Source organism: Pseudoclavibacter sp. JAI123, from assembly GCF_013409665.1.
Lineage (GTDB): Bacteria > Actinomycetota > Actinomycetes > Actinomycetales > Microbacteriaceae > Pseudoclavibacter.
Window position 1 is genome coordinate 357861 of sequence record NZ_JACCCM010000001.1, and the last position, 25774, is coordinate 383634.

22 protein-coding genes and 1 tRNA gene are annotated in these 25774 nt (G+C 68.7%); 15 read left to right on the forward strand and 8 right to left on the reverse strand.

Translation table 11 applies throughout. From position 1 onward, the window contains the following. Positions 1 to 27: 27 nt before the first annotated feature. From HDC34_RS01770 to HDC34_RS01780, 3 genes are all read left to right on the forward strand, one after another. On the forward strand, positions 28 to 927 hold the full coding sequence (locus HDC34_RS01770; RefSeq protein ID WP_179555592.1) for an NAD(P)-dependent oxidoreductase: 900 nt from the start codon (positions 28 to 30) through the stop codon (positions 925 to 927). 90 nt (positions 928 to 1017) lie between these two features. Next, positions 1018 to 2496 carry a GntP family transporter gene (locus tag HDC34_RS01775; RefSeq protein WP_179555593.1) on the forward strand — a complete coding sequence of 493 codons (1479 nt, stop codon included), beginning with the start codon at positions 1018 to 1020 and terminating at the stop codon, positions 2494 to 2496. A gap of 228 nt (positions 2497 to 2724) precedes the next feature. Continuing rightward, positions 2725 to 3270, forward strand: a complete 546-nt coding sequence (locus HDC34_RS01780; RefSeq protein WP_179555594.1) for a CPBP family intramembrane glutamic endopeptidase — start codon at positions 2725 to 2727, stop codon at positions 3268 to 3270. Between the two features lie 16 nt (positions 3271 to 3286). Here HDC34_RS01780 and HDC34_RS01785 read toward each other — a convergent pair whose 3' ends face one another. The 3 genes from HDC34_RS01785 to HDC34_RS01795 all read right to left on the reverse strand — a co-directional run bounded on the left by HDC34_RS01785 (position 3287) and on the right by HDC34_RS01795 (position 5888). Beyond that, positions 3287 to 3487, reverse strand: coding sequence for a hypothetical protein (locus tag HDC34_RS01785; RefSeq protein WP_179555595.1), 201 nt, complete (start codon positions 3485 to 3487; stop codon positions 3287 to 3289). 310 nt (positions 3488 to 3797) lie between these two features. Next, a complete protein-coding gene (locus HDC34_RS01790) occupies positions 3798 to 4994 on the reverse strand; it encodes an MFS transporter (RefSeq protein WP_179555596.1) in 1197 nt (398 codons plus the stop codon). A gap of 174 nt (positions 4995 to 5168) precedes the next feature. Continuing rightward, positions 5169 to 5888: a VTT domain-containing protein gene (locus HDC34_RS01795; RefSeq protein WP_308807226.1), complete on the reverse strand. Its 720-nt coding sequence runs from the start codon at positions 5886 to 5888 to the stop codon at positions 5169 to 5171. Positions 5889 to 6135: 247 nt separating this feature from the next. Here HDC34_RS01795 and HDC34_RS01800 point away from each other — a divergent pair, with 247 nt between their 5' ends. Further along, positions 6136 to 8577 carry a LuxR family transcriptional regulator gene (locus HDC34_RS01800; RefSeq protein WP_179555598.1) on the forward strand — a complete coding sequence of 814 codons (2442 nt, stop codon included), beginning with the start codon at positions 6136 to 6138 and terminating at the stop codon, positions 8575 to 8577. Here the strand turns inward: HDC34_RS01800 and HDC34_RS01805 are convergent. After that, positions 8558 to 9895, reverse strand: a complete 1338-nt coding sequence (locus tag HDC34_RS01805) for a glycosyltransferase (protein WP_179555599.1) — start codon at positions 9893 to 9895, stop codon at positions 8558 to 8560. The genes HDC34_RS01800 and HDC34_RS01805 overlap by 20 nt on opposite strands. 301 nt (positions 9896 to 10196) lie before the next feature. Here HDC34_RS01805 and HDC34_RS01810 point away from each other — a divergent pair, with 301 nt between their 5' ends. From HDC34_RS01810 to HDC34_RS01840, 7 genes are all read left to right on the forward strand, one after another. Then, complete coding sequence (locus HDC34_RS01810; RefSeq protein ID WP_179555600.1) at positions 10197 to 11609, forward strand: nucleotide sugar dehydrogenase; 1413 nt, start codon at positions 10197 to 10199, stop codon at positions 11607 to 11609. A gap of 44 nt (positions 11610 to 11653) precedes the next feature. After that, on the forward strand, positions 11654 to 12673 hold the full coding sequence (locus HDC34_RS01815) for an NAD(P)-dependent oxidoreductase (protein ID WP_179555601.1): 1020 nt from the start codon (positions 11654 to 11656) through the stop codon (positions 12671 to 12673). After that, positions 12673 to 14499, forward strand: coding sequence for a glutamine--fructose-6-phosphate transaminase (isomerizing) (gene glmS, locus HDC34_RS01820; protein WP_179555602.1), 1827 nt, complete (start codon positions 12673 to 12675; stop codon positions 14497 to 14499). Before HDC34_RS01815 ends, glmS begins: the two co-directional genes overlap by 1 nt. 5 nt (positions 14500 to 14504) lie before the next feature. Then, positions 14505 to 15974, forward strand: coding sequence for a polysaccharide deacetylase family protein (locus HDC34_RS01825; RefSeq protein WP_179555603.1), 1470 nt, complete (start codon positions 14505 to 14507; stop codon positions 15972 to 15974). Continuing rightward, positions 15971 to 16732, forward strand: coding sequence for a hypothetical protein (locus tag HDC34_RS01830; RefSeq protein WP_179555604.1), 762 nt, complete (start codon positions 15971 to 15973; stop codon positions 16730 to 16732). The genes HDC34_RS01825 and HDC34_RS01830 overlap by 4 nt, the downstream gene beginning before the upstream one ends. Before the next feature lie 253 nt (positions 16733 to 16985). After that, on the forward strand, positions 16986 to 18575 hold the full coding sequence (locus tag HDC34_RS01835) for an HNH endonuclease signature motif containing protein (RefSeq protein WP_179555605.1): 1590 nt from the start codon (positions 16986 to 16988) through the stop codon (positions 18573 to 18575). A 4-nt stretch (positions 18576 to 18579) separates the two neighbouring features. Further along, positions 18580 to 19257, forward strand: a complete 678-nt coding sequence (locus HDC34_RS01840; RefSeq protein ID WP_179555606.1) for a hypothetical protein — start codon at positions 18580 to 18582, stop codon at positions 19255 to 19257. 44 nt (positions 19258 to 19301) lie between these two features. On the opposite strand, the gene HDC34_RS01845 is transcribed toward HDC34_RS01840, so the two are convergent. Together HDC34_RS01845 and HDC34_RS01850 are read right to left on the reverse strand one after the other, a co-directional pair. Beyond that, the gene (locus tag HDC34_RS01845) at positions 19302 to 21053 is read right to left on the reverse strand and encodes an MDR family MFS transporter (protein ID WP_179555607.1); all 1752 of its coding nucleotides are present in this window, start codon (positions 21051 to 21053) and stop codon (positions 19302 to 19304) included. 60 nt (positions 21054 to 21113) lie between these two features. Next, entirely contained in the window at positions 21114 to 21737 is a 624-nt protein-coding gene (locus HDC34_RS01850) for a helix-turn-helix domain-containing protein (RefSeq protein WP_308807228.1), read from the reverse strand. 114 nt (positions 21738 to 21851) lie between these two features. Between HDC34_RS01850 and cls the strand changes: the two genes are divergently transcribed. From cls to HDC34_RS01865, 3 genes are all read left to right on the forward strand, one after another. Further along, positions 21852 to 23330: a cardiolipin synthase gene (cls, locus tag HDC34_RS01855; RefSeq protein WP_104313227.1), complete on the forward strand. Its 1479-nt coding sequence runs from the start codon at positions 21852 to 21854 to the stop codon at positions 23328 to 23330. A 125-nt stretch (positions 23331 to 23455) separates the two neighbouring features. After that, positions 23456 to 24337, forward strand: a complete 882-nt coding sequence (locus tag HDC34_RS01860; RefSeq protein WP_306455444.1) for a VOC family protein — start codon at positions 23456 to 23458, stop codon at positions 24335 to 24337. Between the two features lie 133 nt (positions 24338 to 24470). Next, positions 24471 to 24707, forward strand: coding sequence for a DUF3072 domain-containing protein (locus tag HDC34_RS01865; RefSeq protein WP_104254270.1), 237 nt, complete (start codon positions 24471 to 24473; stop codon positions 24705 to 24707). Between the two features lie 76 nt (positions 24708 to 24783). Here the strand turns inward: HDC34_RS01865 and HDC34_RS01870 are convergent. Both HDC34_RS01870 and HDC34_RS01875 read right to left on the reverse strand, forming a co-directional pair. Continuing rightward, a tRNA-Gly gene (locus tag HDC34_RS01870) sits at positions 24784 to 24857 on the reverse strand. Between the two features lie 80 nt (positions 24858 to 24937). Continuing rightward, positions 24938 to 25111, reverse strand: a complete 174-nt coding sequence (locus tag HDC34_RS01875) for a hypothetical protein (RefSeq protein WP_167516542.1) — start codon at positions 25109 to 25111, stop codon at positions 24938 to 24940. Between the two features lie 47 nt (positions 25112 to 25158). Between HDC34_RS01875 and dcd the strand changes: the two genes are divergently transcribed. Next, positions 25159 to 25764, forward strand: coding sequence for a dCTP deaminase (gene dcd, locus HDC34_RS01880; RefSeq protein WP_104254259.1), 606 nt, complete (start codon positions 25159 to 25161; stop codon positions 25762 to 25764). The last annotated feature ends 10 nt before the right edge of the window (positions 25765 to 25774 follow it).

Below are 25774 nucleotides of genomic sequence, written 5' to 3' on the forward strand. Positions count from 1 at the left end.
CGTACACGCACTGAGAAACGAGCAACCATGACCTCCTCTTCCTACTCCGTCGCCGTCCTCGGGCTCGGCGCCATGGGCCTGCCGATGGCGACGCGCCTCAGCAGCCAGCTCACGGTCAACGGCTTCGACATCGCGCAGCCGCGCCTCGACCTCGCGGCCGCCGCGGGCATCGTGCCGCACGACTCCGCGGCCAGCGCCGTCACGGGCGTCGACGCCGTCCTCCTCGCGGTCCGCAACGGCGAGCAGCTGCACGACGTGCTGTTCGGCGCGAACGGCATCGCCGACAAGCTCGACGAAGGCGCAGTCGTCATCCTCACGAGCACCGTCGGCACCGACGGCATCGCCGAGGTCGTCACCCGCCTCGAGCAGCACTCGGTCGAACTCGTGGATGCGCCCCTGTCGGGCGGTCCCGTCCGCGCGGGCCAGGGCGACCTCCTCATCGTCGTCGGCGCGACCCCTGCCGCCCGCGAGAAGGCGCAGCCCGTGCTCGAGCTGCTCGCATCCACGCTCACCGTCGTGGGCGACCGCCCCGGCGACGGCCAGGCGCTCAAGACCGTCAACCAGCTGCTGTGCGGCGTGCACATCGCCGCCGCCGCCGAGGCGCTCGCCCTCGCCGAGCGACTCGGCCTCGACCCCGAGAAGACGCTCGAGACGCTCGGGGCGGGTGCCGCCGGCTCGTTCATGCTCGCGAACCGCGGGCCGCGCATCCTGGAGGCCTACGACGAGGACGGCGCCGAGGTGCTCAGCCGACTCGACATCTTCGTGAAGGACATGGGCATCGTCGGCAAGGCGAGCCGCGCCGTCGGACTCCCCACGCCGGTCGCAGCAGCCGCCGAGCAGCTGTACCTCCTCGGGCAGGCGCAAGGTCTCGGCGCGGCCGACGACTCGGCCGTCATCCTCGCCCTCGCCCCGAAGACCACCGACTAGGACTCACGTAGTCCCAGACACCCCTCGGCGAGGGCCCCCGCTCTCGCGCCAACGCTCGTCACAACCTCGCTCTCGTCAAAGGAGACGGACTTGTCCACATTCCTGCTGCTCGCGATCGCGGCCGGAGGCATCGGCCTCCTCCTGCTGCTGATCATCAAACTCAAGGTGCACGCCTTCCTGGCGCTGCTCATCGTGAGCGTCCTCGTCGGCCTCGCCACGGGGCTGCCGCTCGTGACGGTTCCCGAGACCGAGCTCGAGCCGGCGAAGATCGGCATCATCGAGTCGATCATCGCCGGAATGGGCGGCGTGCTCGGCTCGGTCGCGATCCTCGTGGCGCTCGGGGCGATGCTCGGCAAGATCATCGAGATCTCCGGCGGCGCATCCAGCCTCGCGGGTCGCTTCACGAAGCTGCTCGGGCCGCGGCGCGTCGCCGGTGCCCTCACGGCTGCCGCGCTTGTGCTCGCGATCCCCGTCTTCTTCGACGTCGGCTTCATCATCCTCGTGCCGATCATCTACGGCTTCTGCAAGGCCGCCGGCGTCAACCCGGTGAAGTTCGGTCTCCCCGTCGGCGGCATCATGCTCGCCGTGCACGTCGCGATGCCCCCTCATCCCGGCATCGTGGGCGGCGCCGGCATCCTCGGTGCCGACCTCGGCTGGGTGACCATGATCGGCCTCCCCGTCTGCCTGGTGCTCGCCGTCGTCTCGCACTTCTTCTCGAAGTGGCTCAACCGCAACGACTTCACGATGCTGCCGACCACGGCGAAGTCGTTCGCCGAGTTCGGCACCGAGAAGGCGGATGCGGTCGTCGCCGACGCCGAGGGCACGTCCGGCTCGGCGGACGGCGCGTCCGGCTCATCCGGCACCGCAACCAAGGCGCGCACCGTCGCCCCGCCGAGCGCCGGCATGGTCATGACGCTCATCGTCACGCCGCTCATCATGATCGCGCTCGGCACGGTCGGCGCCACGCTGCTCCCCGCCGGCGACCCCGTCCGCAACGTACTCGCGTTCATCGGCGCCCCGCTGTTCGCGCTGCTCGTGACGGTGCTCCTCGCGAGCTTCTTCCTCGGCATCCGCCGCGGCTGGAGCGCCTCGCAGCTCGGCGACGTCGTCGAGGCAGCCCTCCCGCCCGTCGCAGTGGTCATCCTCGTCACCGGCGGCGGCGGCGCGTTCGCCCGCGTGCTCACCGAGAGCGGCATCGGCGCGGCGCTCAGCGAGACGCTCCTCGCCACCGGCATGCCCCTCATGCTCATGGCCTACCTGATCTCGCTCGCCCTGCGCGCGGCTCAGGGCTCCGCGACCGTCGCGATCCTCACGACCGCCGGTCTCCTCAGCGCGTCGATCCTCGGCGGCGGATACTCGACGATCCAGATCGCGCTGCTCGCCCTCGCGATCGCGTTCGGCGCGCTCGGCCTCTCCCACGTCAACGACTCCGGGTTCTGGGTCGTCACCCGCTACCTGGGCCTCGGCGTCGCGGACGGCCTGCGCACCTGGACCGTCCTCACCACCGTGCTCGGCCTCGTCGGCTTCCTGCTCTGCTCCGTCGTCTGGCTGATCGTGGGCCTCGCGTAGCCCCACCCCACCCGCGCACGCATCCGCCGCCGCACTTGATCGCTGCCAGTCAAGTAGCCCCTATGGCAGAGGCTGAAGGGCCACTTGGCTGGCAGCGATGGAGTCGTGCGGCGGTGATTGGGCCACGTGGCTGGCAGCGACTGCCGAACGGATGCTGCGGGCGCGGGCGTGGGGACGGATACCGGGTGGATACCGCGGGCGCCACCACCCCGCAGCTAGGCTCGGGCCGTGGTCGAGTTCGTCGTGTTCTGCCTCCCCGCGCTGGTCTACGTGCTGGTGCAGTCGCGCGGGGAGCACCGCACGCTGCGCTCAGCGCTCGACAGGCTCGGCGCATCCTGGGGCTCGGCCTCCGCCTATCGCTTGGCGGCGCTGCTCCTCTTGCCGCTGCTCCTCACCGGTTGGCTCGCGATAGTGCTCATCCCGGAGGAGGCGCTCGCCGCGCCCGGAGTCACGGTGACCAGGGTCACGTCGGTCGGTGTCGCGGTGTCGATGGTGCTGCGCGCGGTCGGTGAGGAAGTCTTCTTCCGTGGTCTGCTCGGGGGAGTCTTCGTTCGGCGGCTCGGTTTCGCCGTCGGGAACCTCGTTCAATCGACGCTGTTCGTGCTCCCGCACTCTGCACTGCTGCTCATCGACGTCCGCCTGTGGCCGATCATCCCGGTGCAGTTCGCGGCGGGGTGGATGCTCGGCTGGCTGCGCGAGAAGACGGACACGTTCGTTCCGGGCGCCGTCGTGCATGTCGTAGCCAACCTCGCGGCTGGCCTCATCGCAGGATGATCCCGTCGGCACGGCCTCAGTACCCCGAGTTGTTCCCATGGTCAAAGCTGGTCGGCGGCGGGGGCGGGTTCTCGGCCCGGCGGCGACGCTCGTCGGGGGAGAGCTCGGAGTCGCGGGGCGGGCGCGGTGCGGCGCGCACCATCCACACGACAAGGAACGTGACCGCCGCGAAGCCGAGAACGATCACGGCGACCACGAGCACGGGGTTATAGGCCACGGGATGCTCCGCTCGCTCGGGCACTGGACGCGCGTCTCCCGGCGAGTCTCGCATGCCAGCTCGACGGGGCCCGTGCACCCGCGCCATCTCGCGCCCGATCACTGCCAGTCAAATGGCCTGAATCGGCGGTGCCATAAGGGCCAATCGGCTGGCAGCGATCGAGGTCTGGCGCGCGAGAAGGGGCATTTGGCTGGCAGCGATTCGAGAGAAGGCCGTGTCCAGCGGCTGGCCGCGCCCAGCCGCGAGCCGCATCCGAGAACTTGGAACGAGCCCGAGCCCAACGAGCCCGAGCCCGCGCCGCGCCGCGCCCCTACGGTGCCCGCGGGCCCTTCTGCACGGGGATGACGCCGGTGCGGGCCGGCGGGTTCGGGAAGAACCAGAGGATGGCGCCGGAGAGGATCCAGATGATGGCCATGCCGGCGACGAGCCAACCGGCGTCGAACCCGGCGATGAGGCCTGCGACGGCTGCGCCGATCGCGGCGGCGGTGACGCGCAGTCCTGCGCCGATGGTGAAGACCTGGGAGCGCACGTTCGGCTTGCTCTCCTTGTCGCGCAGCAGCATCATGGCGGCGTTCGCGGGGGCCGCGAAGAGGCCGGCGATGAAGACGGCGGCGAACGTGAAGCCGACAGGGAGCGCTGGGACGGCGATGAGGAGGAACGCGCCCGTCGCGACGAAGCCCATGCCCATGACCCAGACGGGGCCGCGCGTGGTCCAGGTCCTGATGGCCATGAACAGTGCGCCGGCGAGGCCGCCGATGGCGTAGGCCGTGACGATCCAGGCGGCGGATGCCTCCGAGCCGGTGCGCTCTAGGGAGATGGCGATCGCTGCTATGCCGAGCGCCCCGCCGGCGATCTGGCTGACGGTGCCCGCCGTGGTGACGATGGCGATCGGCTTGTGCCGCACGAGGTAGGTCATGCCGCGGGCGATGGTGCGGCCGAGCCCTTCGACGGTGCCCGCCTTTGGGTGCATCCGGATGCCGAACCCGGCCATCGCCCCGATGAACGCGAGGGCTGCGAGGAGCACCATCGCGAGCCGAGCGGACCCGGCGAGCGGGATCGCGAGCGCGGCCAGCGCGGGCCCGCCGACCGACGCGATCGTGTAGGACAGGGCGTCCTGCGCATACGCCTTCCGAACGGGTTCGATGTTGTCTGGCGCGAAGCTCGAGAGGCCGCCCATGTATGCGGGGGTCACGAAGCCGGCAACCGCCAGGATGAGCGCGATGACGCCGATCGGCAGGGTGCCGAGCTGCGACGCGAACAGGTACGCGGCGGCTGTGATGGCACCGCCGATGATGAGGAGCAGGCGGGGCCGGCGCATCCGGTCGAGGAGCGCGCCGACGAGCGGCGCGGCGATGACGCTCGGGAAGAGAGCGACGGCGACGAGGAACCCGCCGACCGCGACATCTCCGAGCTGTTCGACGGCGAGAAGAGGAAGAGCGACAACCGCTCCGGCGTTCGCCAGTCTGAGGGGGATCGAAGTCGACTGGTACCGCCAGATGCCGCTCATCCGAGAACAGAACTCCTCACTGCAACGCCGTCAGAGACGCGGCAGACGATGCCGCGGAAGGCCAGCCTACGTCTCACTGGAGGCGTCGGTCGGCGGTGCGAAACGTGCCGCAACGCGTCGAGGCTGGGCTTGTGACGGGCGGTTCGCGCCGTCCGGTTTCCTCTCGTGCGGCGCTCAGTCGCCCAGCTTCTGGTCGAAGTCCTTCGGCGAGAGGGCGAGGGCTTCCGCCTCTTCACCGCTCAGCTGCTGAGCTTCGCGCCGCGACTTCCGTGCGTTGAGGAGGTAGTGGATGGTCGTGGGCACGACGGTCGCGAGGACGGCGAGGATCAGGATCACGTCGATGTACTCGCGGATGAAGTCGCCGAGCACGGGCACGTAGCCGAGGAGGTAACCGGCGAAGGTGAGGCCGGCCCCCCAGATGAGGGCGCCGATGAGGTTGTAGATCGTGTACTTGCGGTAGTCCATCTTGCCGACGCCGGCCGCGACGGGAGCGAATGTGCGGACAATGGGCACGAAGCGGGCGACGATGACGGCGAGGCCGCCGAAACGCTCGAAGAACGCGTTGGTGCGTTCGACGTTCTTCATGCTGAAGAGGCCGCTCTCCTTGCGTTCGAAGATCCTCGGGCCGGCCTTTCGGCCTATCAGGTAGCCGACCTCACCTCCGAGGAACGCGGCGAGGCCGATGGCGAGGCACACCCACCAGATGTCGAAGCCGATGCCTGGGTAGAAGGCGAGGAGCCCGGTGATGAGCAGCAGCGTGTCGCCGGGCAGCAGGAAGCCGACGAGGAGTCCGGTCTCCGAGAACACGATGAGGCAGACGACGAGCAGCGCCCAGGGGCCCGCGCCGTGAATGATCGTTTCGGGGTCGAGCCAGGGGAAGAGTGTGGGAACCACGGAAGATGCATCCAGTCGCAGAATTCTTGAGGTGAACGAAGGGTATCCCCTGCGGATGGATGAAGAGGGAACGATTCTGTCCACCGCGGGCGCCTCCCCGTCGGACGCGAAAGCTCCCGGCCAATTGGTGGGTGAATCACTGCGAACCTGGGTTACTCTCCGCGTACAGGCGCTTCCGCATCGGGGGGTGCGCCGTTCTCTGCAGATGGCTGCCGGGGCGGTGTTCGGCGGCGCGGAATCGGGAACGATGAACCTCATTGGACGCACAACCGAACGGGCTCGAGCCCGTGCGGTGCTGTCGAGCGGTCGCGAGGACCTGTTGCTGTTCGTCGGAGCGCGGGGTGTTGGCAAGTCCAGTCTGCTCGAGTCCATCGCGGCTGAGGCCGGAGCCAATGTCGTGCGGTTCAGCGCGCAGGAGGCGACCTGGTCGTACTCGGGTCTGTCCGCGATCGCGGCCGGACTCGGCGGGTGGAGGGCCGACGCGATCGACGGTGCACTTCAGCACGCGCGTGGTGCATCCGCCACGGAGTTCGATGTGGGAGTCGAGCTCAGCCGTTCGCTCCGGATGGCACCCGAGCCCGAGCCCGAGCCTGAACCGCTCTTGCTCGACAGCATCGACAATCTCGATCCGGCGAGTGCGTCGGTGCTGGCGTTCCTCTGCGCTCGACGGCAGGCCACGGGTCTGCGCGTCGTCGCGACCGCGACCGAGCTGCCGGCAGACGGTCCCTTTGGGTGGCTCGAGCAGACGCGCCTGGAACCGCTCGATCGGACGGTCTCGATGCGTCTCGCAGCATCCCGCAGGCTGGGGCCGGCCGATCGGGGGGTACTGAGCATCGTGGCGATCATGTCGGGGGGAAACCCGGGCGCCATCATGGGCGCGAAGCTCACAGCGCGTGAGTGGCGAGGGCTCGACGCTGTGCGCATTCCGCTGCGTGTCGGCGAGGACACGACGGGCGCATGGGGAGACGCGGACTCTCGCAGTTCTGTCCGCGCGGATCTGCTGAGGATGTGCGCGCTTGCGCCTGCCTCGATGGGCGCGGCGCTCGAAGGGGGCTCCGTAGACCGGCAGGACGCGCTCGAGGATCTGCTCGAGGAGGGCCTCGTGGAATCAATCGAGGACGTGCTCCGCATCGCGGACCGCCAGCTGCGATCCGGGATCTACTCGAGCATGAACGCTCATGAGCGCCGGGCGATGCACGCCGCGGCGGCCGAGCTGCACGATGGAGTCGATCCCCGCATCTCCCTCTGGCACCGCAGCTTCCTGCATCCGCCCGACGATGCCGAGCTGAGTCTCCTCCTCGTTGCAGCATCGTTTGTGCGTGCCGACGCCATCGAGGTCGCCGTCGAGTTCGCCGAGCGTGCGCTGTCGATGTCCGCGGGGCTTCCGGAGCGCGGCGAGCTGCTGCTCGACCTCGCTGAGGAGCTGATTCGGAAGGGCGAGTTCACGCTGGCGCAGCACTACCTGAGCAGGATCAGCGGAGCGGATGGACGCGTCGCCCTGGCCGTGCGTCGCGCGCACGCGACCCTGATGGTCGAGTTCGCGCTCGAGCCGCACGTGTCGGAACGGGCGGTGGACTCCTTCCTGTCCGCGCGTGTCAGCGGCGAGCCCGGCGCGTGTGCCTCGCTGCTGCTCGCGCTGGCGCGTCTCCACCTCCTGCGATGGGACGTTCCGCGCGCGAAGGTGGCTCTTCGAAGGGCGCGCATGCTGACAGGCACCGCGCGCGGGCTCCCGTTCCGACTGATGGCCGAGACGCTGCTGCCGGAGGAGCGGGTGGAGGCGAGTCCGCTGTCGCCCATCGACGAGGCGGTCCGCGACGTCCACCAGCTGCAGTCGGCCGATGCGATCGTCCTCGTCCAGACGCTCGTCATGGCTGGGAGGTGCGCCGAAGCGCGCAGCGTGTCCGCGGCGCTGCTCGACCGGGGCCCTCCGCTCTCGTCACCGCAGCTTGCCTCCGTTCTCGGCCTGCTGGTCTTGCTGGAAGTGCGGGAGGCGCGCAAGGAGCCCGTTCGGGATGCAGTGGCGGCGTGGCGCGGTGTCCTGCTGCCGGAGTCGACGGTCGACGCGGTTCGCTGCCTCATCGAAGCTGGTGCGGAATCGCTGCTCAACCCGGAGCCGTCTGCGCGGGTGGATGAGCTCATCGAGACGACCAGGTCGCGGTGCGGGCTCGAGCACAACGCGGTGGTCTCTCGCCATCTGGCGGTGCTCGAGGGCGGCCGAGCGCTGGCGCGCGGGCAGTATGAGGAGGCGACTCGGCTTCTGGCCGGAGCCGTCGTGCCGGGTGAGGCCCAGGATCCGGCTGTGCTGCGGGCCGACGCGGACCTCATCGAGGCGCTCTGCCTCGACGGGCGCTTCGAGGATGCTCGAGCCAGGCTCGCCGAGTTCTCCGGGCGGGTCGAGCGCTGGCCAGGCGCGTGGTCGAGCGCGGCCCTGACCCGTGCGCGCGCGGTCTGCGAGGACGGAGCCCCGTCGGCAACGCCCACGGTGTCCTCATCGCCGGTGCTCGACCTCCTCGACTCCCATGAGCTGGAGGTCGCGAGTCTGGTGCAGAGCGGGCTTCGGAACCGGGAGATCGCGACCGCGCTGTTCGTCTCGCAGCGTACGGTCGAGCTGCGGCTCACGCGCATCTACCGGAAGCTCGCGATCGACTCACGGGCGCACTTGGTCGCGCTCATGAGTGCGCTTCACTGAACGCCCGCCGGGTTGGGCTCCGCCACCGGCCGTCGGAGGGGCGCAGGTAGGCGTCGACGAGCGCGCGCAGGCAGATCAGGGCGTCGAGGATCCGCACGAACGGGAAGAGGAGCGCCGTCGCGTGCGGTCGCTGCCCGGTGATGAACGCGACGATGAGGGTCATGATGGCGTCGGGAACCAACAGGCCGGCGGCGATGATGATCGGTGGAAGCGTCCCGGCGATGGCTGCCGCCAGCTGGGCGGTTTCGCCTCCCATCGCCCAGACCTCGACGCTCAGCCAGGCGAGCAGCGAGATGAGGAACGCCGGCAGGATGAGGGCCAGCACGACGCTGCCGAAGAGCACTTCCACCACGCCGACGAACAGGGACGTCCAGAACACGCCCTGGTGCATCCCGTGCCTCCGGATCGTCTGCCAGAAGCCGAGACTCCACCGTCGCATCTGGCTCGTGTACTCGCGCAGCGTCACGGGATCCTGGGTCTCTGCGATCGCGCAGCCGGGGTCGAAGGCGATGCGGCCGAGCCGTTTGGCGTGCACCTCGAACGTCATGTTGTAGTCCTCGATCGTGAGGCCCTTGGCTGCGATGTCGACGTGCTCGAGCACCGACGTGCGGTACATGCTCGCGAATCCGGGAACGATCGTCACCGCATTCGCCCCGCGCGCGGCCTGTCCGTACTTCTGCAGGTACTGGACGAAGACGTAGACGCGCTCGCGGTGGTCGGTGAGCAGGCGCCCCATCCGGGTCGTGGGCCGTGGGTACGGGACGGTCGTCGCCCGGCCTGCGACGGCGACGACGTCGGGCTCGTCGAACAGGGGCAGGCCGGTGGTGAGGTAGTTGCCACGCAGCTGCGTGTCGGCGTCGAGGAGGAGGACCACCTCGAAGCGGTCGCGCAACGCGAAATGCTCGATGGCCGCGGTCAGCGCACCGGCCTTGCCGCGGTTCGGGAAGAGGTCGAGCACGGAGGCTCCCGCTCGCTCACCGATGGCGACGGTGTCGTCGCTCGACCCGTCCGAGGCGATGAAGACGTTGGACAGTGGCACCTGGGATGCGGCGGAGCGGATGGTATCGGAGATGACCAGGGACTCGTTGTGGGCGGCGATCAGGATGGCCACGTCGGCGGGCACGAGGCGCCTCGCCGGAGTGGGGGCCGCCGGGTGCGCGGACGCTCCGGACGGATGCTCGGCCGGCTGGACCGCGCCGCGCCGCGCCTTCGAGGCGACTCGTGCCAGGCCCGCGATCGACCAGACGACCGTTGAGAGGCTGAACGTCGTCAACAGCAGCGTCACGAGCACCGCGACGAGCGGCCAGGTGTCCCGCATCGGATCTCCTTCGCCTCGGTCGTGCCGTGCTTCTTCTCGGCAGGCACGCGTGCATCTCCGAGGCTACGGTCGCAGCAGCGGAAGTGAACCGCCGAATGCTTGCGGTTTTCCGCATTCTCGGGCCAGCTGCGGCGGTTAACCGCCGTTCGGCGTGAACGACCTTGACCGACGATTCCACGGCGTGCATGCTGGCGGAACCTCGTCACCCGGACCCTGTGACCTGTCTCACGACAACCCACAACGCAGGCCGGCACGAGCTTCTCTCGCCGGTGCTGTGCCGTGAACTCGTCATTGGAGCATGATGACCACGCTGCATCCGACACCGGAGACGACGGCCGTCCCCGCGAGTCCAGAGCCCATCAGGATCACCGCAGACGCCAAGCCGCTCGACCTCCCGCCGGTCGCCGAGCGGGCCGAGCCTGCCGCGATCGCGCCCTCCTCTGAGAGCGCTCCCGCGTTCGACTACGACGTGGCCATCGTCGGCCTCGGGTACGTCGGACTGCCGACCGCACTCGCCTACTTCGCCGGCGGAAGCCGCGTGCTCGCGCTCGACGTCTCCCCTCGACGGCTCGAGATCATCCGCTCGGAGCACGCCGATCTGCTGGACTCCGACCGCGTGAGGCTCAGCGCCGCGCTCGACGACGAGCGCTTCCACCTCACCGACGACGAACGCGAGGTGTCGAGGGCGGCAGCGGTCATCGTCTGCGTACCGACCCCCGTTGACGGGCACCTGGTGCCCGACCTGCACCTGCTGACCGCGGCATCGGCGATGGTGGTCGCCCTCGCAAGACCGGGTCAGCTCATCATGCTCACGTCGACGACCTACGTCGGCTGCACCGAGGACCTCCTCGTGGCACCTCTCGCCCTCCGGGGGCTCGTCGTGGGAGACGACGTGAGTGTTGCGTTCAGCGCCGAACGCATCAACCCGGGGGTCGACCTCTTTTCCCAGGAGGTCGTCCCTCGGGTCGTCGGCGGCGCAACACCGAAATGCCTCGAAGCGGCTGTCACGTTGCTCAGTCGCTACGCGGGGGAGGTGCACCGCGTCTCCAGCCTCGAGGTCGCCGAGATGACCAAGCTGCTCGAGAACACGTTCCGCGCCGTGAACATCGCGCTCGCCAACGAATTCGCCGACATCTGCGCATCCCTCAGGATCCCGGTGACGGAGGTCATCGATGCCGCCGCGACGAAGCCGTACGGCTTCATGCCCTTCTACCCCGGCCCCGGCGTCGGCGGCCACTGCATCCCGTGCGACCCGCACTACCTGCTCTGGCAGCTGCGCAAGGACCGAGTCGAGGCGCCGATGATCACGGCCGCCATGGCCAGCATCTCCGCCAGGCCGGGGCACGTGGTGCAGCGGATCCGCGACCTGCTCTCCGAGGCGGGGTCCGGCATCCTCGGGGCCCGCATCCTCGTCATCGGAGTCGCCTACAAACCCGACGTCGCCGACCTGCGTGAATCGCCCGCGCTCGAGATCCTCGCCGCCCTCGACGGGCTCGGGGCGTCCCTCGCGTACGTCGACCCCCACGTGCCGGAAGTGTCGCTCCCGTCCGGGCGCACGCTCCGTTCGCTCGACGATCCGGATGCGTTCGAGGCCGGCCTCGTGCTGGTGCACACGCTGCACTCCGGCCTCGACCTCGCCTGGCTCACCTCCCACACGCTGGTGCTCGACGGCACCTACCGCAGCGCGGACCTGCCCGGCCGAGTGCTGCTGTAACGACGCGCACGATCAACTCCGCACCTAGGGAAGAAGAACTCCTCATGAAGACTCTCGTGACGGGCGGCGCCGGATTCGTCGGCAGCCACCTCGTCGAGCACCTCCTCGCCGCCGGTGACGAGGTGACCGTGCTCGACGACCTCTCCACCGGCTCGATCCGCAACCTGCTCGGGCTGCAGTCGCATCCGCGCTTGAACATCGTGTTCGGCTCGATCCTCCGCCCGCGATCCGTCCGCGAGGCGATCGCCGGCTGCGATCGCGTGTTCCACCTCGCCGCGGTCGTTGGGGTGAAGCTCATCGTCGAGCAGCCGCTGCGGGGCCTGCGCGTCAACCTCCACGGCACCGAGAACGTGCTGGATGCCGCGGTGGGCGTCGGCGCATCCGTCCTGCTGGTCTCCACGAGCGAGATCTACGGCAAGAACACCGCGGACAGCCTGCACGAGGAGAGCGACCGCATCCTCGGCTCACCCCTCGCATCGCGGTGGACCTACGCCGCGGCGAAGGGGCTCGACGAGAGCTTCGCGCGCGCCTACGTCGACGAGTTCGGACTCGACGTCTCCATCGTTCGGCTCTTCAACACCGTCGGGCCACGGCAGACGGGCCGCTACGGGATGGTGGTGCCGAACCTCGTGGGGCAGGCCGTGCGGGGCGTCCCCCTCACCGTCTTCGGCGACGGCACACAGAGCCGCTGCTTCTCGTACGTCGGCGACGTGGTGCCCGCGATGGTGCAGCTCGCCGAGCACGAGCACGAGAGCGGTCAGGCCTTCAACCTGGGCGGCGCCCACGAGGTGTCGATCGTCGACCTCGCCGAACGCATCGTGGCGCGGCTCGACAGCCAGAGTGCGATCGAGTTCATCCCGTACGACGTCGCATACTCGCCGGGCTTCGAGGACATGCGGCGCCGAGTGCCGGACAACACCAAGGCCAGGCTCGCGGTCGGGTACCACCCCGCCACGTCGCTCAACGAGATCATCGACCTCGTCGCGGCCGGCATCCAGAAGTCGGGAACCAGGCCAGACGACCTCATGTCGATCGTCGGCGCCACGACCACCGCTGATCTCTGATGTGCGGCATCATCGCGTGCGTCGGCACCAACCCGGCGCTGCCGACGCTCCTCGAGGCACTTCGTCGGCTCGAATATCGCGGGTACGACTCCGCCGGGGTCGCGGTCCCAACACCGAGCGGCCGCCACACGATCGTCCGCTCGGTCGCGCGCATGGCGGGACTCTCGGAAGCCGTCGTCGACGCCGTCGAGCGCTCGCCCGAGCTCGCCAAGCAGGGATCGGGGATCGGGCACACCAGGTGGGCGACGCACGGCCTCGTCGAGGAGAGCAACGCGCATCCGCTCGGCGACTGCACGGGGCGCATCAGCATCGCGCACAACGGCATCATCGAGAACGCCGACGAGCTTCGCACGGAGTTGATCGCCGCGGGGCACGCGTTCGCGAGCTCGGTCGACTCCGAGGTCGTCGCGCACCTCGTGGAAGACGGCATGCGCAACCAGGCGTCGCTGCACACGGCGGTCGACCAGGCCGTCGCGCGCCTGCGCGGATCGTGGGCCATCGTGGTCCTCGACTCGGTCAGGGGGCACGTCGTCGCGGCCGTGCACCGCTCGCCCCTCGTCATCGCTCGCACGATGGGTGGCGCCGTCCTCGCGAGCGACGTCAACGCCATTGCCGCCTGGGCGCCAGAGTTCCGGGTCATCGAGGACGGCGACAGCGTCGAGGTGCGTCACCTCAGCGACAGGTGGAGGCGGGGAGGGAAGGAGATCGTGGCACCGGCGCTCCACGCCATGCGCTGGTCGCAGGACGCGTCGGCCCAGCAGCGCATCGGCGACAGCATGGGCGTGGAGATCGGCGAGCAGCCGGCCGTCGCGGCGAGAGTCCTCGACAGGTTCGCCGACAGGATCGCGGATGGACGCATGTGGGCGGAGCTGCAGCTGCCGCCCTTCGAGCGGGTCGTGATGCTGGGCTGCGGCACCTCGCTCAACGCGGGGCGGGCCATCGCCTCCGTCTTCACGCGCCTCGGACAGCTCCCCACGCGGTCGGTCGTCGCCAGCGAGGCCGCCTCCACCGTGATCGAGCCCCGAACCCTCGTGATCGCGATCAGCCAGTCCGGGGAGACCGCCGACATCCTCCATGCGCTCGACTGCTTCGGGGAGCGCCCGCAGGCGGTGCTCGCGCTCACCAACACCACGCATTCGAGTCTCGCGCGTCGTGCGGATGCCCTGCTCGACTGCCACGCGGGTCCCGAGATCGGCGTCGCCGCGACGAAGACCTTCACGGCGCAGGTCATGACCGGGGCGGCGCTCGCGCTCTCGGCCCTCGCCGCCATGCGACGCATCGAGCCGAGGACAGCGCGGGCGGTCATCGACGAACTCGAACGCACCCCGCTCCTCCTGACCACGGCCATCGAACTCGCCTCCACCGCAGTTCCGGCCCTCGCGCTCGAGCTGCGGGACGCGTCGGGGTACCTGTTCCTCGGCCGGGGCACCGGGCTCCTCTACGCTGCGGAGGGGGCGCTCAAGCTCAAGGAGCTGAGCTACCGCTGGGCCGAGACGTACGCGGCGGGCGAGCTGAAGCACGGGCCGCTCGCGCTCGTGGACACCGGCACCCCGGTCTTCGTCATCGAGTCCAGCGAGCCCCGCCTCGCCATCAACGTCGCCGAAGTAGCGGCTCGAGGCGGCCGAGTCCTCACCGTCGGAGGGGCGGACTCGACGCTCCCCGTCACTCGACGCGGCCTGGGTGAAGGGCACACCGACCAGCGCTCGCCCTGGGGCCCGCTGCCCGCGGTGGTCGCGCTGCAGCTCTTCGCGCGGAGCATGGCCCTGGAACTCGGGCTGGATGTCGACAAGCCCAGGAACCTCGCCAAGTCGGTCACGGTGGACTGATCACCGTGACCGCGGTCGGCCGCGCCGTCAGAGCAGGGCTCTTCATCAGCATCGCCGCACTGTTGGCCATGGCGATCGCACCTGGGGCCGCGGCCGAACCAGTCGCACCGGATGAACCCGTCGAATCGGCCGGGCAGACGGTCGTGAGCCTCACCTTCGACGATGGGAACGCCAACCAGATGCTCGCCGCCCCCATCCTCGCCGAGCATGCGATGGAGGCCACCTTCTTCATCCCCTCCGGGTTCGTCGACACCAATGCCTACGTGTCCCGCGCAGACCTGGAGGCGTTGAGCGCGGCGGGCCATGAGATCGGTGGGCACACGGTCAACCACTTCGATCTCGCCTTCGTGCCCCTCGATGAGGCGAAGCGGCAGATCTGCACCGACCGCGCCACCCTCCTCTCGTGGGGGTACGAGGTCCGCAACTTCGCGTATCCGCACGGGTCATCGCTGCCGGGCGTCGAGCAGACCGTTCAGGAGTGCGGCTACAACTCCGCGAGGGAGCTCGGCGACCTGCGGACGCGGTTCGGGTGCGACGAGTGCGAGTCGGCGGAGGCGTTGCCTCCCGCCAACCCGTACTCGACGGACGCGCCGCAGCAGGTCGAGTCGGAGTGGACGCTCGACGACCTCAAAGCCGTCGTCCTGGACGCCGAGCGGACCGGCGGATGGACGCAGCTCACCTTCCACGACGTCTGCGTCGAGCGCTGCAGCGACATCCGAGTCACCCCGACGATGCTGGCCGACTTCCTCGCCTGGCTCGAACCCCGTGCATCCACCCACGACACCGTCGTCAGAACCGTGGGGGACGTCATCGGCGGGCCCCTGGCTCCCGCGGTCGAGGTTCCGCCACCGCCAGCTGTCGAGCCGGGTGTGAACGGAATCGTGAACCCGGGCATGGAAGAACTCAACGAGGAGGACAGGGCGCGATGCTGGACGCGCACCGGCTGGGGCGAGAGCAGGGTGCACGCGTCGACGGTCGGCGAAGCCCACACGGGCGCCTGGGCCAGCAGGATGACGCTCGTCGACCACGAGTCGGGTGAGACGAAGCTGATGCCGCGCTTCGACCTCGGCTGGTGCTCGCCGGGCGTCACCGCCGGAACCAGCTACTCACTGCGCACCTGGTACACCTCGTCGACGCCGACGCAGTTCGTCGTGTTCCTGCGCGCGCCCTCCGGCGCGTGGACGTACTGGTCGTCGAGCCCGTGGTTCGAGGCGAGCACCACCTACGCGCATGCAGTGTGGGAGCCGCCGCCGATCCCGGGCGGCTACACGGGCATCAGCTTCGGGCTGAGCCTCTTCTCGAATGGGACGCTCACCGTCGACGATGCCGCCCTCTACGAGGCCGACGGTGCGCCGCCGGCGCAACTGCCCCCGGTGACGCCTCCGCAGGGCCGTCCTGAAGGCCCGCATGTGCTGGCGCCCGGGCCCGACCGGATCAGCGCGCCGCAGAACCCCGACCGCGGTGCCCCGGCATGATTCGTCACCGCACCATCGCCGTGGCGCTCGCCTTCCTGCTGCTCTCCTCCGTCTCGTTGACCGGGTGCGTGCAGACGAGGGCCCTCGCCGAAGGCAAGTACCCGTGGCACACCGAGATCGTGGCAACGACATTCTGGGTCGGGGAGCTCTTCGACCCGACCGCGTCCGATGGCACCCAGGTGTACTCGACCTACGATTCCCGCTGGTACGACTCCTACGGCGGCTGCGATGGGCGTCTCACCGACGACGGCGCGGGAGGGGTTCACTGCGGCACCGAGCCCCGCTATGAAGCGCAGGACTACTTCCCGAGCAGCATGACCCCGCTCCAGAACCCCTTCTACATTGACCTGCCCTTCGACGACATCAACAACGAGGCTGCGCGGGGCATGCGAGCCGAGGTCGTGCCCTGGGCTGACGAGCCCGAGTACGCGTCCATCGCCCTGGACCCCCTCCGAAGTCTTATGAAGAACCGCTGGGTGATGCTGCACCGCGACGGTCGGGTCTGCTACGCGCAGATCCAGGATGCGGGACCCGGCGTGTACGACGACGACGAGTACGTCTTCGGCCACGACGATGCCAGGCCCGCGAACACCCGCTTCGGAGGTGCGGGTCTCGACGTCTCACCCGCTGTCAACGGCTGCCTCGCGTTCGAGCACCTCGACGGCAGCACCGACCTCGTCGACTGGGCGTTCGTCGACTTCGAGGACGTGCCGCCCGGTCCGTGGCTCCGGCTGGTCACCACATCCGAGGTGCAGTGAGGAGGGCCGCGAGCGGGGCTGCGAGTCGTGGTTCGCGGGGAGGCTCAGGATGTCGGTGGTCGGTCGTAGCGTGAGGAGTGCTTCGGCGTCGCTGCGTGTGGGGCTGCGCGTGGGGATGCGTGAAGAGAACTTACTGTGAAAACTCGTACATATGTACGAGTGAGTGGTAGGGTGGGAGTGGATCTTGGGGGAGGTCGAAATGCAGAGTGAAGCGCAGAGTCTGCGAAGCGACGAGGCTTCTTGTCCGGTCGCGGTGTCGCTTCCGACAGGTGTTGCAGCCGCCGTTCGCGAGGCCGCGGTCGGCGCGACTCCGGCGGTCGAGGCGCTCATCGACGGGCGCCGTTCCATCGCATCCCTGCTCGATACGGAGTTCTTCGCCGCGTTCGAAGAGCTGGCCGCACGCAAGCGCATGCTCGACGCGACCCTCCTCGAGATGACCGCCGAACTGCTCGGGCGCGACGAGGTGACCCCCGTGGCATTCTCAGGGTCGCTGGTGCGGCGCGGTGGGTTCAGATCGGTGCACGAGGCCGTGCAGCAGACCCTCGGGCTCCGACGAGGTGAGGCAGGCGCCATGCGAGAGCTCGCGGAGGCGACTCGCGAGACGATCAGCATGACGGGTGAGCCGCTGCAGCCGACGCGGGGCCACGTCGCGCTCGCCGTCGCAGAAGGGCGAGTGACCCTCTCGCAGGCATCAGCGATCGCCAGAGGGCTGCGTGAGGCCGATGGTCGCGCTGATGTCTCCGCCCTCGATCGTGCGGAGTACGAGCTCGTGCGGGCAGCCTGCGGACTCACGCCAGAAGACGACGAGCCCGCCTCGCCGGAGCGCCTCGCCAAGCAGGCGGCCGTGTGGGTTGCCTTCCTCGACCCCGACGGTGCGGAGCCCAACGCGGAGCGCCAAGCCGAGAAGCGCGGTCTCTCCTTCACGCGCCGCTCCGACGGAATGGTGCAGGGGCGGCTCCTCGCGACGCCTGAGCAGGGCGAGATCCTGCAGCGAGTCCTCGACGCGTACCTCTCGCCGAGGCGCGATCACGCCTGCGACGAGGAAGACGCCGGCCATGACGCCACGCTTCGTGCGTCCGGTGCAGTCGGTGTGTCCGATGCGTCAGGTGTACTCGGTGTGCCCGGCACGTCCGGTGTGCACGAGCCTGAGGTGCCGATCCGAGACGAGCGCAGCCCGTCCCAACGGCGCATCGACGCTCTCGTGTCGGTGTTCGCGCAGCATGCTGAGTCCCCGGCCGCGCCGCGCACGGGCGGCGAGGCTCCGACCCTGGTCGTCTCGGTCACTCGCACAGGGCTCCTCGGAGCCATCGACAGCCTGGCCGATGTACCGCGCTTCGAACACTCCGGCGAACCGGCCTCGATCGACGTCGCCAGGCGCATCCTGTGCGACGGCATCATCCGGGCCGCCCTCGTCGACGACGACGGAGAAGTGCTCAAGCTGGGTCGCAAGCGACGACTCTTCAGCCCCGCTCAGCGAAGAGCGATCTTCGCCAGAGACGGCGGGTGCCGGGCACCCGGCTGCGTGTTCCCCTTCGACATGGTCGAGTTCCACCACGTCAGACCCTGGTGGCAGGGCGGTCTCACCGACACCTGCAACGGCATCGCGTTGTGCAGCTTCCACCACCACGAAGTCCACCTGGAAAGGCTCGTCATCGTGCCCTCGGCCGACCGCGTCTGGAAGGTCGAGCCCGCAACAGGGCCAAGGGGCAGTCGCAGCCAGATTCGCTCAAGTGACAGCTCGGCGCGCCCCGTGGAGTTCAGGGCTTCGGCCCCCGACCTCGTCGCAAGTCGTGTCGCCGACCCCGTCGCCCAGGAGCTGTCGACCGGCAGCTCGCGAGAATAGACGCATGCCACGAATCCGCGCTCAGCAGTTCCCACCCCTCGAGGTCATGAGGGGCCGTTGGGCGCTGGCGGCCGCCATAGAGACGGCGATCCTCGGAGAGAACAACCAAAACGCGCGCGCCGACCGCCACGGCTGGTTCTACTCCGACGGCGGCGGCAGCTGGGCGCGCCTCACTCCGCTCGCCACCGGCCGCGCCGTCCTCAGCGGCATCGACCGCGACCACTCCGAGACGCACCGGGCGGGCGTCGACCCCACCGCCGGCCTCCCCGACTGGGCGATCGAACACGTCGAGGCTGCGGTTCGCGACGAATCGGGCAGCGAGTGGTCCAGTGGTGACGAGCAGCCCTGGCTCGGGTTCGTCTCCTGGCTCGACCGCGGTGAAGCCGATTGGCGCACCGTCGACCACGGCGTCGCCGACGGCCTCGACCGGCACCTGCTGCCCGCGCTCAGCGAACAGCGGATGCTCGACGCCGCCGACGACTGGTTCCAAGGCGCCGCCATGGAACTCGACGACCCAGAATCGGCGCCCGAACGCGTGGACACCGAAGCCGTTCTCCGCGCCACGCAGCTGGGTCCCGACCTCACTCGCGACGCGCTTGTTGCCGTCCTTCCCTTCGAGGGGATGCACGTCGAGGCCGCGCTCCGAATCGCCCGGGCGTTCGCCAACGGGCCAGCTGCCTGAGTAGCGACGAAGCTCTCAGTGAGCCGGCCCGTGACGACAGGGCGCTAGTCGCGCTGCGGCCCGATGTCAGACGCCTGATCAGGCCCCTCTGCGGCCGATGCAACCGTCGTCGCCGCGCCCGCGCCCGCGCCCGTGGCCGCCGCCGCGCCGACCCGTGCCGTCTCTGCGACACCCGCGTGCGCTGCCCGAGCGCCGCCCCGGGCCGCCGCATCGAGCTCCTCAGCCTCGTCGCCGCCAACCGCTTCACCGCGGGCCACCAGCCCCGCGACATCCGACAGCGGGATCTGCTTCAGGAACAGCGACAGCAGGAACGCGAGGGCGATGAACGGCACGAGGTACCAGAACACGGGCGCCAGCGCATCCGCATACGCCGTGACGATGCCATCTCGCACCTCGTCAGGCAGCTGCGACAACGTCTGCGGGTCGATCGATGACGTCGCCGCCGCCGCATCCGCCGGGCTGGCCCCGCTCGCCGTGAACACCGACGTCAGGTTCTCGGTGAGGCGCGTCGTGAAGATCGCGCCGAACACCGCCGTGCCGAGCGCCGCACCCACCTCGCGGAAGTAGTTGTTCGTGCTCGTCGCCGTGCCGATCTCCGCAGCCGGAACCGCGTTCTGCACCACCAGCACCACCACCTGCATGATGAGGCCGAGCCCCGCCCCGAAGAAGAACAGGAACACGCAGATCAACCAGACCGGCGTATCCGCCGTGAGGGTCGTCATCGCGACCATCGCGAGCCCCGTGAGCACCGTCCCGATGATCGGGTAGATGCGGTAGCGGCCGGTCTTCGAGATCAGGATGCCGGACGCGATCGACGTGCCCATGAGGCCCGCCATCATGGGCAGCATGAGCAGGCCGGACGCCGCCGCCGAGGTGCCGGACGACATCTGCAGGAACGTCGGCACGAAGCCGATCGCCGCGAACATGCCGATGCCCAGCGTCAGCCCGATGGCCGTCGCGTTCACGAAGATCGGGTTCTTGAAGAGGCCGAGCGGGATGATCGGGTCCTCGGCGCGCGACTCGACGAAGACGAACAGTGCTGCCGCAACCAGCAGTCCGAGACCCCACGCCCACGTGACCATCGAACCCCAGCCGTGCTCGGCATCCGCACCGGAGTCGGTGAAGAAGATGAGGCACGTCGTTGCGGCCGAGAGGAAGATGACGCCGAGGTAGTCGATGCGCTTCGTCGCCTTCTTGCTCGGCAGCTTCAGTGCGACGACGGCAATGATGAAGGCCGCGATGCCGACGGGGATGTTGATGTAGAACGCCCACTGCCACGTCAGGTGGTCGACGAAGTAACCGCCGAGAAGGGGGCCGCCGACCGCGGAGAGGCCGAAGACCGCACCGAGCGGGCCGAGGTACTTGCCGCGCTCGCTCGCCGGCACGATGTCGGCGATGATCGCCTGCGACAGGATGATGAGGCCGCCGCCGCCGAGTCCTTGCAGGGCGCGGAACACGACGAACGCCCAGAAGCTGTCCGCGAAGGCGCACCCCACGGAGGCGAGCGTGAAGATCGCGATCGCGACGAGGAACAGGTTCCGCCGCCCGAGGACATCGCCGAACTTGCCGTAGATCGGCATGACGATGGTCGTCGCGAGCAGGTAGGCCGTCGTGATCCACACCTGGTGGTCGACGCCGCCGAGCTCCCCGACGATCGTGGGCATCGCGGTCGACACGATCGTCTGGTCGAGGCTCGAGAGCAGCATTCCTGCGATGAGGGCGCCGAAGATCGTCCAGATCCTGCGCTTCGTCAGCAGGAACTGCGGCTCGGCAGGCGCGTGTGCGGTGGAGGTCATGCGTTGGTCCGTTCGAAGAGTGCGGTGGGGGATGCGGCGAACCGCGGGGAGGGGGGAGGGTCAGCGCTGCAGCACGGCGCGCATCGCGTCGACGCGCCTGCCGACGATCGCCTCCATGTCGTCGGTGTTGTCGGTCGTGAAGAACTCGAACGCACTCGCCCGCATGATCGACATGAGGATCTGCACGGCGGCGGAGGCGCGGAGGTCGCCGGCGGGGAGCCCCTCGCGTCGCTCGACGAGTGCCACGTCGCGCTTCTCGTCGCTCGACATGTGCTCGAGCACACGCTTGAAGAGGCGCGGCTCCTGGTCGATGACGGCCATGACCTCGCGCACGCGCTCGGGGTCGGGTTCGGGATCGTCTATCCGCCACCGCTCGAGTGCGAGACGGGTGAGCGCCTCGAGGAGGTCGGGGCTCAGGTGCTTGCTCTGCGGGTCACCGCCAGCCACGAAGTCCTCGTCGAGGTGCGCCGTGTCGCGCCGAGCGGAGATGCCGAGAACTGCGTCTTCCTTCGATGCGAAGTAGTTGAAGAACGTCCGCCGGGAGATCCCGACCTGCTCGCAGAGCTCCTCGATCGTGAAGCCGGCGAGTCCTGCATCGAGGGCTCGCCTGCGGGCGGCCGCCGCGAGGTCGCGGCTCATCTGCGCCATCTTGCGGGCGCGCAGGCTCGTTGCACTATCGGTCACAAGTGCAGTATTGCACTTCTAGCCGAAAGTGCAACAAGCTTCTCGAGTGGATGCGAGGCCTCGCCACGCGCATCCGTTGCCCTACGCTGTCCCCTAGTACCCCGAGGAGACCAGATGGCCGAGATTCCGCACATCACGATCAGCGCCGGCTTCATCTTCGCGATCATCGACCTGATCATCCGCGTCATCGCGATCATCGTCGTGCCCCGCAACCGCAAGCCGAGCGTCGGCATCGCCTGGCTCATGGCCATCTTCCTCATCCCGTACGTCGGTGTCGTCGCCTTCCTCCTGCTCGGCAGCTTCCGCCTCCCCGCCAAGCGCATGGAGCGCCAGCAGGAGGTCACCACCTTCATCAACATGGCCGTCTCGAGCGTGGAGGTCGAACCAACCGAGCACACCGACCCGCCGTGGTTCGACTCCGTCGTCGCCCTCAACCGCACGTACACGGCGATGCCGCTCATCAGCGACAACGAGGTGGTGCTGCAGGGAGGCTACGAGGAGACGATCCTGGCGATGGCCGCCGAGATCGACACGGCCGAGAAGTGGGTGCACATCGAGTTCTACATCCTCGCCTGCGACCACACCACCCTCCCCATCTTCGATGCCCTCGACCGGGCAGCCGCCCGCGGCGTGAGCGTGCGCATCCTGCTCGACCACATCGCGTCCATCCGAGTGCCCGGGTACCGCAAGCACACGCTGTCCCGCCTCAAGGCCCTCGAGCGGGCAGGCGCCGAGTGGCACTACATGCTGCCGGTGCGTCCGTGGCGCGGCGAGTACCAGCGGCCCGACCTGCGCAACCACAGGAAGCTGCTCATCGTCGACGGCAACTCCGCGTACCTCGGCTCGCAGAACGTCGTCGACTCCACATACAACAAGCGCGGCAACATCCGCCGCGGGCTCCACTGGCACGACCTCATGGTGCGCCTCGAGGGTCCGGCCGTGCACGCCGTCAGCGCCGTCTTCATCACCGACTGGTACTCGGAATCGGGCACGATCATCCCCGAGGACCTCACCGACGTCGAAACCATGCCGCAGGAAGCGCGGATGGACTGCCAGATCGTGCCGAGCGGTCCCGGCTACCCCAGCGAGAACAACCTCCGTCTCTTCCTCAATCTGCTCTACGTCGCCCAGAAGTCGATCATCATCACGAGCCCCTACTTCGTTCCAGACGAGTCGATGCTGTACGCGATCACCACTGCAACCGCGCGCGGTGTGGTCGTCGAGCTGTTCGTCTCCGAGATCGGCGACCAGGCGATGGTCTACCACGCGCAGCGCTCCTACTACGAGGCGCTGCTGCTCGCGGGGGTGCGCATCTGGATGTACAAGTCGCCGACGATCCTGCACGCCAAGCACTTCACGATCGACGACGAGGTCGCGGTCATCGGGTCGTCGAACATGGACATGCGCTCGTTCTCCCTCAACTTCGAGGTGTCGCTCATGGTGCGCAGCGCCGACTTCGTCGAGGATCTCCGCGAGGTGCAGCAGGACTACCGCGAGCATTCGCGCGAGCTCACCATGTTCGAGTGGCGCAAGCAGCCGATGCGCTCGACCGTGCTCGACAACCTCGCGCGGCTCACGGCGGGATTGCAGTAGGCGCAGTCTGGATGTTCGCTCCGACCCGGAGTCCGGGCGCGCGGCCAATGTCGGTAGTCGGGAGTAACTTTGCCAGTGGGTTCGACTGGGCCCGGAACCACCGACGCGTGCAGGAGTAGCGAGTCATGCAGAAGATCATCCCGAACCTCTGGTTCAACAAGAACGCCGAGGAAGCGGGCGAGTTCTACGCTTCCATCTTCCCGAAGACGACGACGTCAGTGGAAGCCAGGTATCCCGAGACCGACCTCCTCGACTTCCAGAAGGAGTTCGCCGGCCTCCCCCTCGTCGTGGGCGTGGAGATCGACGAGTACCGGTTCACGCTCATCAACGCGGGCGACCAGTTCAGGCCCAATCCGTCGATCTCGTTCATGCTCAACTTCGACCCCCGCGTGCTCGGTGGAGACGCGGCGTCGGCACGCGAGGAGATCGACCGGGTCTGGGCAGGGCTCAGCGAGGGTGGCAAGGCCCTCATGCCGTTGCAGGAGTACCCGTTCAGTCCGCACTATGGCTGGATCGAAGACCGGTACGGCGTGAGCTGGCAGCTCATGCTCGTCGACCCCGACGGGCTGAGCACGGCTGACGAGCCTCGTCCATTCATCGTCCCGAGCCTCATGTTCGGTCGCGAAGCGCAGAACAGGGCGCGCGAGGCCATCGACCTCTACGTATCCCTGTTCCCGGAGTCCCGTATCGGCACCGTCGCCGAGTATCCGGCTCCGTCAGGCCCGGCCGTGGCCGGGGCGATCATGTACGCCGACTTCCAGCTTGCGGGGCAGTGGTTCGCCGCCATGGACAACGGTGCCGGACAGGAGTTCGGCTTCGACTGCGGTGTCTCGCTCGAGGTCGACTGCTCCGACCAGGCCGAGATCGACCGCTACTGGGATGCACTCACCGCCGTACCCGAAGCGGAGCAGTGCGGATGGCTGGTGGACAAGTTCGGTGTCAGCTGGCAGATCGTGCCCGCGAACATGGGCGAGCTGATGGCGAGGCCAGGGGGTACGAGCGCATGATGCAGATGAAGAAGATCGTGATCGCCGACTTCTGATTCCTAGCACCCCGAGGTGCGCTGGTCGCCCGGATTCGAACACATATTCCCAGCATCCGTCGGGCCGCCAGCCAGGAGCGCCGCCTACTGTCGCGGACATGGCAGAGACACATGAAGGTGAAATGCTCGGCGCGACCGAGCCTGGAGAGAACGGTACCGAGAAGGACCCGTCGACGTGGGTCACCGGCGATGAGCCGATGACCGGTGCGCAGCGCAGCTACCTCGACACGCTCGCTCGCGAGGCGGGCGAGGAGATCCCTGCGGACATCACGAAGGCGGAGGCGTCGGAGCACATCGACCGGCTGCAGCACGAGACCGGTCGCGGCGAGAGCTGACCTCACGAGCGGCTGTCTCCCGGAAACCAACGAGGCCAGGTCGGAATGCGAACTGCATCCGGCCTGGCCTTCTTCGTGGAGCGGATGACGGGAATCGAACCCGCGCTATCAGCTTGGGAAGCTGAAGTTCTACCATTGAACTACATCCGCGCACCCGCCGGCACTCGGCCTGCGGACTCGACCATCGTACATGCACGCCGCTTCGAGGCCGCAAGGGCGCCCGGTCGGCGTCAGTCGCGTTTTGTGACGAGGGCCCGGATCACGAAGAACACGATGACAGCGACCACCGCGACGATGCTCAGGCGGGCCACCATCCACGCCAGGTGGAAGAGCACATCGACAAGCCACCACGCGATGACGACGGCCACGACAACCCCGATGACGGTCCACACGTTTCTGCTCACGGGCTGAGCCTAGCCGTCGGCTTCCGACGAGCAACTAGGCTGGCGACGTGCTTCTCAGCGATCGGGACATCAAACAGGGCGTCGAGACTGGCCGCATCGGCCTTGAGCCGTACGAGCCGGGGCTCATCCAGCCTTCGAGCATCGACGTGCGCCTCGACCGGTACTTCCGGCTGTTCGACAACCACCGGTACCCGTTCATCGACCCGTCGGAGGAACAGCCAGAGCTGACCCGGCTCGTGGAGTCGAAACCCGACGAGCCGTTCGTCCTGCATCCGGGGGAGTTCGTCCTCGCCTCCACGTTCGAACGCGTCACCCTCGGCGACGACGTCGCCGCGCGCCTCGAAGGCAAGAGCTCGCTTGGCCGCCTCGGACTCCTCACGCACTCCACGGCCGGCTTCATCGACCCCGGCTTCACCGGACACGTCACCCTGGAGCTCTCCAACGTCGCGACCCTGCCGATCAAGCTCTGGCCAGGGATGAAGATCGGGCAGCTGTGCTTCTTCCAGCTTTCCAGCGCCGCGGAGCACCCCTACGGGTCAGCGATCTACAGCTCCAGGTACCTCGGGCAGCGCGGACCGACCGCATCCCGCTCCTTCATGAACTTCACGCGCGCGGACGTCTCCGTGACCGAGGCCGGCGCCCCCGGGCAGTGACCCTGAGCCC

Bases quoted from the DNA above. Each gene is read 5' to 3' on its own strand.
- HDC34_RS01770 (WP_179555592.1), top strand. From the start codon at position 28: ATGACCTCCTCTTCCTACTCCGTCGCCGTCCTCGGGCTCGGCGCCATG.
- HDC34_RS01790 (WP_179555596.1), bottom strand. From the start codon at position 4,994: ATGAGCGGCATCTGGCGGTACCAGTCGACTTCGATCCCCCTCAGACTG.
- HDC34_RS01800 (WP_179555598.1), top strand. From the start codon at position 6,136: ATGAACCTCATTGGACGCACAACCGAACGGGCTCGAGCCCGTGCGGTG.
- HDC34_RS01805 (WP_179555599.1), bottom strand. From the start codon at position 9,895: ATGCGGGACACCTGGCCGCTCGTCGCGGTGCTCGTGACGCTGCTGTTG.
- HDC34_RS01810 (WP_179555600.1), top strand. From the start codon at position 10,197: ATGACCACGCTGCATCCGACACCGGAGACGACGGCCGTCCCCGCGAGT.
- HDC34_RS01815 (WP_179555601.1), top strand. From the start codon at position 11,654: ATGAAGACTCTCGTGACGGGCGGCGCCGGATTCGTCGGCAGCCACCTC.
- glmS (WP_179555602.1), top strand. From the start codon at position 12,673: ATGTGCGGCATCATCGCGTGCGTCGGCACCAACCCGGCGCTGCCGACG.
- HDC34_RS01830 (WP_179555604.1), top strand. From the start codon at position 15,971: ATGATTCGTCACCGCACCATCGCCGTGGCGCTCGCCTTCCTGCTGCTC.
- HDC34_RS01840 (WP_179555606.1), top strand. From the start codon at position 18,580: ATGCCACGAATCCGCGCTCAGCAGTTCCCACCCCTCGAGGTCATGAGG.
- HDC34_RS01845 (WP_179555607.1), bottom strand. From the start codon at position 21,053: ATGACCTCCACCGCACACGCGCCTGCCGAGCCGCAGTTCCTGCTGACG.
- cls (WP_104313227.1), top strand. From the start codon at position 21,852: ATGGCCGAGATTCCGCACATCACGATCAGCGCCGGCTTCATCTTCGCG.
- HDC34_RS01860 (WP_306455444.1), top strand. From the start codon at position 23,456: ATGCAGAAGATCATCCCGAACCTCTGGTTCAACAAGAACGCCGAGGAA.
- HDC34_RS01865 (WP_104254270.1), top strand. From the start codon at position 24,471: ATGGCAGAGACACATGAAGGTGAAATGCTCGGCGCGACCGAGCCTGGA.